Here is a 12981-nt window from a genome sequence, read left to right on the forward strand (position 1 = left end):
TCAGCTAGTGCTATACTTGAAATTGAAAACTGTTACATAAAACCAAGGAGGCTTTACAATGAAAGAAACCATCTATCTAGGAACGTATACTAAAGGAAATAGTGAAGGTATTTATGAAATCGCATTAAACACTGAAACGAAACGCTTAGAGGAAGCTAAACTTGTAGCCAAGGTAGGCAATCCAACTTATTTAACTTTATCAAATGGAAAAGATATCATCTATTCTGTTAGTAAAACAGATCAAGGTGGCGGAATCGCTGCTTTCAAGAAAAAACCTGCTACAACATATGAAAATACGACTACTTTTTTTGAAAAAACGAGTGAATTAATTGAAGAAAATGCTGCTCCGCCTTGTTACGTTGCTTATGATGCGGATCGTTCGCTTGTTTATACAACAAGTTACCATGATGGATTTGTTTCTGTATATAAAGCAAACAATAAAGGCTCATTGACGTTAACTGATGTCAAACAACATGAAGGCTCAAGCGTTCATGAAAATCAAGAAAAAGCTCATGCTCATTACTTAGATCTTACTCCGGATAAAAAGTATGTGGTGGCTTGTGATCTAGGAACAGATAATGTTTTTACTTACCAAGTTTCTGAAGAAGGCAAACTAAATCTAGTTCAGACTTATAAAGCAAATCCAGGTACTGGCCCTCGCCACTTAGTTTTTCATCCAAATGGTAAATTTGCTTACCTTGTAGGAGAACTAACTAGTGAAATTGTTGTCTTAGCTTACAATGCGACAGATGGTTCATTTGAAACGGTTCAAACTGTTTCTTCTATTCCAGAATCTCATACAACATTTAACAGCGGGTCAGCTGTACGTGTGACTGAAGATGGACGCTTTTTATACTCTTCAAATCGTGGCCACAACTCAATTGCAGTTTACTCTATAAATGAAACTGGAGATACAATTGAACGAATTCAGTTGATTTCATCTGAAGGAGATACTCCTCGTGACTTTGCACTAGATCCAACTGAACAATTTGTAGTAGTCGGACATCAAAATTCAGATAAACTAACGCTATTTGAAAGAGATGCTGAAACAGGTCTGTTATCTCTGCTACAAAAAGATGTTTATGCTCCAGAATGTGTTTGCGTCGCATTTGAATAAGAAACTTAAAAACCTAGTTGGAAGCCGATAACGGTTTTCAACTAGGTTTTTATTTTACCTCTATTTAATTTATCTCTAATTAAACTTATTTATTGTAAGCTGATTTTAGATATGGTATAGTTACTTTGTTGAAAGGAGATGAAACAAGTGATAAAAGGTCTTCACCATATTTCTGCTTTCACTAAATCTGCTAAAACCAATCACTATTTTTATACCGTTGTGCTCGGTTTACGATTTGTAAAAAGCACGGTCAATCAAGAAAATACATCTATTCGCCATTTATTTTATGGAGACTACCAAGGCAACCCTGGTACGTTATTAACCTTTTTTGAGCTAAAAAGAGCTGGTCGTTCTTATAATGAAACCAACTATTTCTCTACTATAACCTTAAAGATTCCAAAAGGTACACTCTCTTATTGGAAAACTCGTTTAGCTCATTTTTCAATCGAGAGTCATGTAGATTTAGAAAACCAACGTTTATTTTTTAAAGATCCTGATCAGATGGAACTTTCATTAATTGAAGTAGATGACATTATTCTTACTGAAAATGCGACTAAGCATTCTGACATTCCACAATCTAATCAAATTATTGGTATTTTTGAAGCCGAACTTACCGTTAAACGTCCGGATGAAACTCTCTCTTTCCTTAAAACGTTTTTAGGTCTAACCCCTACTAATCAGCATTCTCAGTTAAAAGATACACAACAAAGTGCACTTACATTTGTTGGTTCTAACAAGAAATCATCATTATCTCGCATGGGAAGAGGATCCATAGATCATATTGCTTACACTGTCTCTTCCGCTAAAGAACTTGAGGAATTGTATCAAAAAGCAGTACATCACCACATCGTCATTGAACAATATATTGAACGTGGTTATTTTAAAAGCTTGTATGTAAAAGAGCCAAATGGGTTACGCATTGAGATAGCCACTGAGACTCCTGGTTTTACCTTGGACGAACCCATTGAAGCATTGGGAAATAAACTTGCACTACCTATTTTTTTAGAGAATAAAAGAGCCGTAATCGAAGCTCAATTGGAGGATTTTCAATAGGAACGAATTAAAAAGAATTCACCATATTACAGCCATTACAGGTTTAGATCCTATCTTTTTGCGTGTTAAAAACTTTGATTTTATGAAAGAAGTATTGGAAAAAGTTCTCTTATTTAAATTTAAAGAAATAAAGAAAGAAAATCAATTCCACCTGTTCGAAGTCGGTGAAGGTGGAATTGGCGCACAAGTAATCGTTGAACACAATGAACTCCTTCCTGATACCCGATCTCAGGATATGTTGATCTTTTTTATTTTGAATCGCTATATGCTAGTATTTCACCAGGTATTTTATTTGATTTCGCAACAGATGGTCCTGGTTTTATTGATGATGAAGAAAGTTATGAGACGTTAGGAGAGACATTAGCTTTGCCTCCTAAATCTAGAGACCGACGTGAAAAAATTGAAAAACTTGTTCGACCAATTGATACAATTCGCAGCACAAAAGTATTCGAAAAAGAATACTTAAATGAACAAAAGCATGAGGTACTTTACTGTATCTTGTGTACATTAACTAATTAGGAAGTGGCACATAATGATTCATTATAAAGCAGAACAATTATCTAAAAAACAACAGTATAAATTTGTAAGCGGCAGTGTAATCCCACGTCCGATTGCTTGGGTCACCTCATTATCAAAAGACGGATCTGTAGTAAATGCAGCTCCTTTCAGCTTTTTTAGCGCTGCTTCAAATGAATTGCCTTTGCTGACTGTTGCTATTTTAAGAAAAGATGGCGCAATAAAAGATACCGCTCGCAATATCATTGATCAAAAAGAAGCTGTCATCCATATTGTTGATCAGTCTGTGGTGGAAGAAATGAATCAAACTTCTGCCCCCCTTTCCCCAGATGAAAGTGAAATTGATCAAACGGGTTTAACATTAGTCGATAGTGTAACAGTAAAGGTTCCTTCTATTGTAGAAGCTAAAATACGTTTTGAAGGCGTCTTGCATCAATATGTACCGATTAAAAATGAAAATGAGGAAATCGTAACGGATTTCTTTTTCATCCGAGTAACAGATTTCTTTTTTGACGAGAAAGTGTTTGATCAAGAAAAAGAATACATTTTAAATGACCAATTAAACCCTGTTGCGCGACTTGCGGGTAATCAATACGCTACATTAAATGAAGAATTTACTATTGTACGCCCAAAGTAAGCTAAAAAGAGACACTCAAGAAGAAAAAATTCTTGAGTGTCTCTTTTTTTTGGATTTTATTGTTTTATTGGACGATTGCATTCATGTAAATACAATAGGACTGCAAAAATTAAAATGACTAGATTTATACTAACTGTAATAGTTTTGATTTCGAATGGAAGGACACCTATATTAGCTATTAATCCGAACAATAGAATGATTATCATGCCTCCTAACATTCCTATTAGGTTCATCATGCTCTGCTTAATAAGTTGCGTTTCATCCTGCCAGTCATAATAGGCCATCCTATTTCCAATAAAAATACCGGCTACTGCAGTAAATAATGAAAAAATAAGTGGTGTGATTATTATCAAAATCGTTTCAATAAAGCTAGTATTCAAGGCGATGCTAAACAATATTGAACAGACGATCGATGTTGGAATGGTAAAAGTCAGATTGGATAACAAATAACTATCATATAGTGTTTTTGGAGAAATTGGCAATGATTTAATCAACCAGATGTTTTTTCCTTCTAATGCAAGTGAAATAGCAGCCGTATTGGACATAGAAACCATAGCTGCAATGACATAACCGGCAACATTTTTTACGATAGGAAAATAGTCAACTAAATCAAGGCTCTGCAGTATTTTCTCTGGTCCAGCAGTTAAGACCATAACGGCTAATAAAATTGCAAGAACACAACCAACCAGCAAATTTGTGGCACATACTGTTGACTTTAAGATACGCATAATTGTTTTTTTATACAATGCCAAGAGCATCCCACTTTGTTGCAGCACTCCAACTTTGTAATTTCCCCTGCTTATATGTGAAGTCAAAGCTGTATTGATTTGTTTGTACTTTATAGGTAACAGCAATAACAACAACATGTATAAACCTATAGAAATGCCTGCAAAAATCAGAAAAGAAAGGATTTTCCCATCTACTATTGCTTCCTTGAAAAGTTTTGTAGGTAGATAGAACTGGTTCATTCGATCAGAAATATAAGGAGCTAATGTTGAAAATGCGTCAGCATTTATCGTTCCTGTTTGAAAATCAAAAAGTTCTCCAAAACCAATATCCGATGTTGCAACACTCGTGGAAAGTAACATGAACACTATTAATAACGCTATGGAAAGGAATGTAGCCACTGCACTTGTGTATTTAAATTTAACTGAAATCGTTGTAACCACCGCACCAAAAATAGCCGCAACAGCTGTAGGAATCAAGCTGACTAAAAAGATGCTAATAAACCACATAAGATAAGATATAAAAGCAGGTTGTTCAAACAAAATATAAATGATCCCCATTGGAAACATCACAATAAATGCAATAAATGTGTTCCAAATATACATATTTAAAAAACGGCTGTTAATAATTGTTCTTACCGTCAACGGCAGAGACATGACTTGATCATAATCATAAAAGCCAAAAAGTTCTCCATTTGATTTAAACAATGAAAACGATAAAGTGAACAGGCTGCTAATGAATAAAGCGATACTTGGAATCAAATCTATCATTCCTAAGTAAACATATCCGTAAGCCATTCCACCACAATACGCAATAAGCATAATCAAAATAATACCAATAGATACTGTCAGTGCAATTTTACTGTTTCTTTTACGTTTATCCTTTTCATAACGAAAAACATTGATTCCAAGCTGCTCTATTAATCTATTCTTCGTAAGAAGCCAACATAAATTTTTTCGTTTTGTTTTTACATCCATAGTATTCATAACTTAACGTGTGCTCCTCTTTTTTGATTATTCATGATCCAAAATATCTATGAAGATTTCTTCTAATGAATTGCCTTTTTTCTCTTTCAACATATCTTCCATAGTGCCTGAAAAAACAAGTTTTCCCTGGTTGATCATAGCTATTTTATTGCAAAGTTTTTCTGCAGTATCCAGTACATGTGTTGAAAAGAAAACGGAACTTCCGTGTGCACAAAGTTCATGCATGATTTTTTTTAGGACAACAGCAGCTTTAGGATCCAGACCAACAAAAGGTTCATCTAATACAAGTAGCTTTGGCTCATGAATTACAGCGGAGATTATGGCAAGTTTTTGTTTCATGCCGTGCGAATACGAAGAAATTAGGTCTCCGAGATTTCCGGTGATTTCAAATGATTCTGCATATTTTTTTATTTTCTCTTCTCGAACAGTTGAAGAAACACCAAAAATATCTGCTATAAAATTCAAATACTGGATACCTGTCATATGTTCATATAAATCTGGATTATCTGGTATATAGGCAGTAACTTGCTTACATAAAATCGGGTCTGTTCTCAGCGAATGACCGTCAATGAAAATTTCTCCTTCTTCATAATCAAGAATACCAACTATCGATTTGATTGTGGTACTTTTCCCTGCTCCATTATGACCAATGAAACCAAAAATATCTCCTTCCTCTACTATAAGACTTATATTGTCTACTACTTTTTTATCTCCTTTATAGGTTTTACTAAAATTTTTGATTGTTAACATTTCATACTTCCTCTCTCGTTTTACGAGCTTGTTTATCAATTTTTATTTGGATAGTCAATTATAAATAAGCATACCCTTTTTCATTCTATTTTACAGCCATTTTTATGTTGTATTTAGTAAAATAATTTTTTCAGCACATAGTAACAGTAAGAAACCCAGATTTTTATAGATAGATTAAGCTAGCAAATTATTTTAGACTAAAAGATGTATTAGTTAGGTTTTCATCACTCTATTTAACTACACAAATACACCCCAAAAGTTAGAGTCTACTCTAGCTTTCGGGGTGCAGTTCAACTATCAACTTTAATTCTCTAAAACTTTTTTTGCAAATAGATTTATGCTTTTGCTGTAAGGGTTCCAATTTCTGCTGAAGCAGAAGCTTGTCCTTTACCACTTAAAGTGAAATCAGCTACTTTATCCATGTTTGTTAATACAACAACCATAGCGTTATCTTTTCCAGCAGCTTCTAGAGCAGCTAAGTCAACTGTAGAAATCAATGTTTCAGGTGTTACTTGATCTCCTTCTGAAACAGCTGTAGTGAAAGGTCCACCGTTTAATTCAACAGTATCTAATCCCATGTGCAATAAGATTTCTACTCCATTAGGAAGTTCAATTCCAACTGCATGTTTCGTTGGAAATACGCTAACAACTTTACCAGTAACTGGTGAATAAATTTTTCCATCTGTTGGAATAACTGCATATCCATCACCCATCATTTTTTGTGAGAAAACTGGATCAGCTACTTCTTCGATAGATACAACCGTCCCATTTGCAGGTGCAAATAATTTTGCTGCAGCACTTTCATCTTTTTTACTATCCTTTTTTAAAAAATCAAACATACCCATATTCAATTCCTACTTTCTATATTTTATAGTCTACTTCCTATCGTGAACAATAAGAAGTTTGCACTTAATGATACCATAAACGTGCTGTTAAAGAGAAGATAAAAGGTTGTCTAATTACTCATTTTATGCATTTTTATTCATTTTTTTTTAATTCTAAATAAACTGTAGTGGTTTCTACCTCTTCACTATTCGATCCGATCATCAAATCAAATTCTCCTGATTCAACGGAGACAGATAAATCTTGGTGTACATATTCAAGATCTTGTTGATTTAATTCAAATAGAACAGTTGCAACTTCACCAGGTTCTAACAAAATTTTTTTAAATCTTTTTAATTCTTTTATTGGACGAACGACTTGTCCAACTTTATCTCGAATATACAACTGGACAACTTCAGATCCTGTTACTTTTCCACTATTTGTAATCGTGGTTTCTACAATGATTTTATCTGTCTGTTCTCTTTCAGATTTAGATAAAGTAACTTTCATTGGACTGTAACTGAATTGAGTATAACTTAATCCATACCCAAATGGAAAAAGAGGCCGATTATCAACATCTAAATATCTTGAAAGATACTTGTCTTCTTGGTTGTAAGCCGTTAAAGGCCGTCCTGTATTGTCTTGATTATAATAAAGCGGAACTTGCCCCACAGCTCTTGGAAATGACATGGTTAGTTTCCCACTTGGATTTTTAGTACCATATAAAATATTTCCTATAGCAGTTCCAGCCTCTGTTCCTGGAAACCATGCTTCAAGAATACTATCCACATCTTGCACAACGTCTGTTAAATCTAATGGTCTGCCATTGAATAAAATTAAAACGATTGGTTTATTTAAGGTACGCAATTCCTTAATCACTTGAATCTGTTCTGCCGGCAATTTAATGTTACTCCGACTAGCTCCTTCTCCACTCATATATGAAGATTCGCCAAGTGCTGCTACTATAACGTCAGCAGTACTTACGTCATCTAGCCAGTCTTTTGGTCTGTCATTTTTTGAATGGTCTATTGTTTTTACTACAATAGCTTCTTTTGAGATATGGTTTAACAAACCTTCATATACCGATACACTTTCACTAGGTTCTCCTTTCCAAGACCAAGGACCTAAAACGTCTTTTGATTGATCTTTCGGAACGATTAAAGCGACCTTTTGATGGTGAGTTAATGGAAGGACCTGTTTTTCATTTTTTAATAAAACAATTGATTCTTCAGCAACGATTCTAGCTTTTTCTCGATGTTCTTTACTGAACACCAAGTTATTTTCAAGTTCACTGTTTGCACCACGGTAAGGATTTTCAAATAAACCCAATTCATTTTTCAAGGTCAAGATACGCCAGACTGCTTCATTCAAAAGTTCTTCAGAAACTTTGCCTTCATCAATCAATTCATTTAAATAATTTAAATAGCCGCCTGTCATCATCTCAATGTCTACTCCAGCTTGTATAGCTAGTTCTCCGGCTTGTTTTAAGTCTTTAGCTATTCCATGTGGAATCAATTCACCAACTGAAGCCCAATCTGAAATCAAAACTCCTTCAAAACCTAATTCTTTTCGAAGAGTCTCCCGCATTAAAGGCTTATTAGCGGTAGCTGGGACACCTTCTAGTGAATTAAAAGCCGTCATTACTAATTTGCTTCCTTCACTGATTCCAGCTTGATAAGCTGGAAGATACATTTCCTTCAATGTCCTTTCTGAAAGTTCTACTGTATTGTATTCTCGCCCAGCTACAGGTGCACCATAACCAGCAAAGTGCTTGACACAGGCTGCAACAGAGAATGGATCATTTTTTAAATCCTGCCCTTGGTACCCTCTAACAAAAGCACGTGCATAAAGTTGATTTAAGTATGGGTCTTCTCCCGTTGATTCCATTACTCTACCCCAACGGGCATCACGAACTAAGTCGACCATTGGTGCAAAAGTAACATGCAACCCTGAAACGGCTGCTTCTGTTGCGCTAACATTAGCACTTTCTTCAACCAATTCGGGTTGCCATGTACTAGCCATAGCCAACGGGACAGGGAAAATCGTTCGATATCCATGTACCACATCAGCCATAAATAACAGCGGAATTCCTAATCGACTTTTTGCTAAATGTTCCTTTTGAATATTTATCAGCGTTTCTGCTCCAGAAATACCCAGTACTGAACCACTAACTGTCATCTTTTTAGGAGTCATATTCATTTCATGCATAGGACCAGTATTTTCGCTGTCTTCTTCTTTATAGAATTCGCCTGCAAGTTGGACCATTTGACCAATTTTTTCAGCTCTTGTCATTTCTCCTAGCAAGTGCTTAAGTTGAGTAGTATCCATAAGAACCTATCCTCCTTGTCAAAATTAAACCGTTTTCTTACTGCAACTGTATCATCTAATTTTTTGTTTCTCAAATGATACCTCTGAAAACTAAAAACAGACCACTCTTTTTTTAATTTTTCTAAAAAAATATGCTATAGTTGAACAGTATCAAATAGAAAGGACGATAAAAATCAATGAAAAAAATAAGCAAAGGACTTTTTCTTTCAATAGCTCTTGCTCTTATTGCTACATTATTAGGAACTGTTTTTCCAATTATTGGCAGTGCTGTATTTGCTATTGTTCTAGGGCTGCTACTAAATAATACCCTTGGCATTCCAGCTGATTTCCAACCGGGCATCAAATTTTCTTCAAAAAAAATCTTACAAGCCTCCATCATTTTGCTAGGCTTTAGTTTATCCATTCAAGATATTGGAACGACTGGGCTCTCATCTTTAAGTGTTACGCTGATTACGATCGCTGTAGCCTTTATTAGTGCTTTTTTAATCGGAAAATGGTTAAAAATACCCCTCAACACTAAAACTTTGATAGCTGTTGGAACAGCTATCTGTGGTGGTTCAGCAATTGCAGCTGTTTCACCGATCATCGAGGCCGAAGAGGATGAAGTGGCTTTATCTATTTCCACGATTTTTTTATTTAATGTTGTAGCTGTTTTTCTTTTTCCATTTTTAGGTCATTTGATGAACTTATCTGATGCTGGATTTGGTTTATGGGCTGGTACAGCTATTAATGATACTTCTTCAGTTGTCGCAGCTGGTTATAGTTACAGTGAAACAGCTGGAGATTACGCTACGATCGTAAAACTGACCAGAGCTACATTGATCATCCCTGTTTCATTGATCATAGCTGGTATCCAAATTTACAAAAAAAAGCAACATGCTGAAAAAGTACCATTAAAACAATTATTTCCTTGGTTTATCTTATGGTTTGTCGTGGCTTCTTTGATCAGTAGTACTGGTATTTTACCAGAAACTTTTATTTCAGGAGCTAAATGGCTTTCACGTTTTATGATCGCCATGGCGTTAGGATCTATCGGTTTATCAGCTAACTTAAAAGATCTCTTAAGAACAGGGAAAAAACCTGTTCTGCTAGGCTTAATTACATGGTTCTTTGTCGCTGCCAGCAGTTTACTTATCCAATTTTTCCAAGGTTTACTGTAATGGTTGATCGTTATCTAAAGGAACTCTGTAGATAACTAAAAAAACCTTAATTTTATTTAAATACTATAGGATATTCTAATAAAGTTAGGTATACTTAATTTTGTGTATTTTGCATATCTGTTTTGATTTGAAAGGAGAACAACATGATTTTTATTGAATTATTGAAAGCTGCTTTTTTAGGAGTTGTCGAAGGTGTTACTGAATGGCTGCCGATTAGCAGCACAGGTCATATGATTTTGGTAGAGGAATTTATTAACTTAGATGCTTCTGTAGCATTCAAAGAAATGTTTTTTGTCGTCATCCAATTAGGTGCCATTTTGGCAGTAGTGTTGATTTTCTTCCATAAGCTAAACCCCTTTTCACCAAAGAAAACAACTCAAGAAAAGAAAGATACTATGTCTATCTGGTACAAAGTAATTGTAGGAGTTCTTCCTGCAGCTGTATTAGGCTTTCTGTTTGATGACTGGTTAAATGATCATTTATACAATTATTGGACAGTTGCTATTATGTTGATCGTTTATGGAATTTTATTTATCGTTATTGAAAATCGGAATAAAGGCAAGGAAAGTTCTGTCAACTCTTTTAAAGACTTAACTTACAAAACAGCCTTTTTAATTGGGATGTTCCAAGTTCTTTCATTGATCCCAGGTACTTCTCGTTCAGGAGCAACAATTTTAGGTGCTATTCTAATTGGGACTTCTCGTTTCGTTGCTACGGAGTATTCATTTTTCCTTTCTATCCCAATTATGTTTGGAGCAAGTTTCCTTAAACTCTTTAAGTTTGGTTTTAACTTTACCGGAATAGAAATAGGCATTCTTTTAACAGGTATGATTGTTGCGTTCGTTGTATCTGTTATCGCTATTAAATTCTTAATGGGATACATTAAAAATAATGACTTTAAAGCTTTTGGCTGGTATAGAATTATTTTAGGTATTCTAGTTATTGGTTACTTCCTTTTATTTAGTTAAAAATACTAGATAGATCAGGACAAATGCCCAACTCCAAAGCTCATTCTCATTTTTGATGATCTATTCATCAGAAGTGAGAATGAGTTTTTTGATTTGCGGGCGTCACTTGTTCATCAAACTGGGTTTCATGTAACACTTGCACAACAAAAAAATCTCACTCTTTCATGAAAAAAGAGTGAGATTGAAAGTTGGTATGAGGCTAGTTTTTAACCTAGCTTTTTTGATATCAGAATACCTAGGTTAGAACATGAATGTATCCAAAAGTGCTTTTGGTCGTACGTTTATTTTTTTTCAAAAAAAGCTTCATATAATGCTTTCACTGCTAAGTCTTCATGTTTTGCTTGAATCCCAAACATCACACTTACTTCTGATGCCCCTTGGTTAATCATGTCAATGTTGATGTTGTTTTCAGAAAAAGCTGTAGCTGCTTTAGACATTGTAAACATCCTTTCACGCATGCCTTCTCCAACGATCATGATCAGAGCAATATCGTGTTCAACTTTCACACTATCTGCACCCAATTCCTCTTCTAGTTGAACCAATAATGATTGTTCTTCTTCTGAAGACATTTGGTCACTGTGTAAAATAATGGTCAAGTTATCAATTCCGGAAGGCATATGTTCGTAACTGATTCCTCTTGACTCTAATATTTCTAATACCTTACGTCCAAAACCGATTTCACGGTTCATCAAATATTTATCAATATAAATACTGCTAAATCCACTTGAACTAGCAATCCCTATTACACCTTGATCAGATAGTTGGCGTTCTTTCATGATACGTGTACCTGAAGCAGAAGGGTTATTTGTATTTTTAATTTGAACCGGAATCCCTAATTTAAAAGCGGGTTGTAAAGCTTCATCATGCAAAACTGAAAAACCACCATACGAAAGTTCGCGCATTTCACGGTAAGTCAATTCTTTGATTCCAATTGGATTTTCAACAACATTAGGATTTGCAGTAAAAATAGCATCTACATCTGTAAAATTCTCATATAAATCAGCATGAATTCCATTTGCTAAAATAGATCCAGTAATATCTGATCCGCCTCTTGAAAAAGTACAAACTTTCCCATCACGTGTGTATCCAAAAAAACCTGGAAAAACGATAACTTCCTCACTGTCGCGCATTTTTGCCAATTCTTCATAGCTTTCTGATAATACTTGTGCATTTCCTGGCTCATTTGTTACAAGTAACCCAGCTTCTTTAGGGTTCATATACCTTGCTGGTACACCTTCTTTATTAAAATAAGCCGCTACTAGTTTTGCATTATTGTTTTCTCCACTTGCTTTAAAAGCATCTAAATAATAATCTGGTTCATCTTTATTTCCATTTATTAAATCATCTAGATTTTGTCTTATTTCACCAATAATTTCTGTTCCCAAACTTAATTCTTCTGCAATTGTTTGGTACCGGTTTACGATTTTACTCAATACAGAACTATAATCGTGACCAGCGAGAGCTTTCATACCAAAACCGATTAAGAGATCTGTCACTTTTTCGTCCTCTGCTGAACGCTTACCAGGAGCCGATACTACAACTATTTTTCGAGCAGCATCATCTTTCACAATTTGTACTACTTTTTTTAACTGACTTCCTGAAGCTAAAGAGCTTCCACCAAATTTAATCACGTTCATCAAAGTAACATCCTTTTTCATTTCAATTTGTAGGTATGAAAAAAATAGCTTTCTTCTCATACGTCTTCTTACATTTTGGACTGTTTTTAAATAAGAATCAAGTTTTTATAGTAAATTAAGAGAAAAACCTTCTCCTTTTTGTAAATCCATTCTTTTTATCTTTTTAGTAATCTATTTAACATCATTTTGACATCAAAATAATACTTTAGTCCCTATTTAATTCGGCAAAATAAGCTTATAATATAGAGGTTGTTGTTTAACAACTTATTTATTGAATCGCA

General features: G+C 34.6%; 11 protein-coding genes. 6 read left to right on the top strand and 5 right to left on the bottom strand.

Annotation, left to right across the window (positions count from 1 at the left end; genetic code table 11):
* The first annotated feature begins 58 nt into the window (after positions 1-58).
* The 4 genes from BR65_RS05580 (at position 59) to BR65_RS05595 (ending at position 3323) form a co-directional block, all read left to right on the top strand.
* Entirely contained in the window at positions 59-1117 is a 1059-nt protein-coding gene (locus BR65_RS05580) for a lactonase family protein (RefSeq protein ID WP_023178661.1), read from the top strand.
* A 147-nt stretch (positions 1118-1264) separates the two neighbouring features.
* A complete protein-coding gene (locus tag BR65_RS05585) occupies positions 1265-2170 on the top strand; it encodes a VOC family protein (protein WP_034537210.1) in 906 nt (301 codons plus the stop codon).
* Between the two features lie 58 nt (positions 2171-2228).
* A complete protein-coding gene (locus BR65_RS14175) occupies positions 2229-2522 on the top strand; it encodes a VOC family protein (protein ID WP_051932667.1) in 294 nt (97 codons plus the stop codon).
* 180 nt (positions 2523-2702) lie between these two features.
* Positions 2703-3323 (top strand): flavin reductase family protein, encoded by a 621-nt coding sequence (locus tag BR65_RS05595; RefSeq protein WP_023178667.1) that lies wholly within the window; start codon positions 2703-2705, stop codon positions 3321-3323.
* Positions 3324-3379: 56 nt separating this feature from the next.
* Here BR65_RS05595 and BR65_RS05600 read toward each other — a convergent pair whose 3' ends face one another.
* The 4 genes from BR65_RS05600 to BR65_RS05615 all read right to left on the bottom strand — a co-directional run bounded on the left by BR65_RS05600 (position 3380) and on the right by BR65_RS05615 (position 8935).
* Complete coding sequence (locus BR65_RS05600; protein ID WP_034537213.1) at positions 3380-5035, bottom strand: hypothetical protein; 1656 nt, start codon at positions 5033-5035, stop codon at positions 3380-3382.
* Between the two features lie 27 nt (positions 5036-5062).
* Positions 5063-5785 (bottom strand): ABC transporter ATP-binding protein, encoded by a 723-nt coding sequence (locus BR65_RS05605; protein ID WP_034537215.1) that lies wholly within the window; start codon positions 5783-5785, stop codon positions 5063-5065.
* 335 nt (positions 5786-6120) lie between these two features.
* Positions 6121-6630: a PTS sugar transporter subunit IIA gene (locus tag BR65_RS05610; RefSeq protein ID WP_023178672.1), complete on the bottom strand. Its 510-nt coding sequence runs from the start codon at positions 6628-6630 to the stop codon at positions 6121-6123.
* A 133-nt stretch (positions 6631-6763) separates the two neighbouring features.
* On the bottom strand, positions 6764-8935 hold the full coding sequence (locus BR65_RS05615; protein ID WP_034537218.1) for a glycoside hydrolase family 3 N-terminal domain-containing protein: 2172 nt from the start codon (positions 8933-8935) through the stop codon (positions 6764-6766).
* 176 nt (positions 8936-9111) lie between these two features.
* Between BR65_RS05615 and BR65_RS05620 the strand changes: the two genes are divergently transcribed.
* Together BR65_RS05620 and BR65_RS05625 are read left to right on the top strand one after the other, a co-directional pair.
* Positions 9112-10095 carry a YeiH family protein gene (locus BR65_RS05620; protein WP_034537220.1) on the top strand — a complete coding sequence of 328 codons (984 nt, stop codon included), beginning with the start codon at positions 9112-9114 and terminating at the stop codon, positions 10093-10095.
* Positions 10096-10238: 143 nt separating this feature from the next.
* The gene (locus BR65_RS05625) at positions 10239-11063 is read left to right on the top strand and encodes an undecaprenyl-diphosphate phosphatase (RefSeq protein ID WP_034537222.1); all 825 of its coding nucleotides are present in this window, start codon (positions 10239-10241) and stop codon (positions 11061-11063) included.
* Between the two features lie 281 nt (positions 11064-11344).
* Here the strand turns inward: BR65_RS05625 and BR65_RS05630 are convergent, their stop codons facing one another.
* Entirely contained in the window at positions 11345-12700 is a 1356-nt protein-coding gene (locus BR65_RS05630) for an aspartate kinase (RefSeq protein ID WP_023178679.1), read from the bottom strand.
* Positions 12701-12981 lie beyond the last annotated feature (281 nt).

Origin of the sequence: Carnobacterium inhibens subsp. inhibens DSM 13024, from assembly GCF_000746825.1 — a bacterium.
Lineage (GTDB): Bacteria > Bacillota > Bacilli > Lactobacillales > Carnobacteriaceae > Carnobacterium_B > Carnobacterium_B inhibens.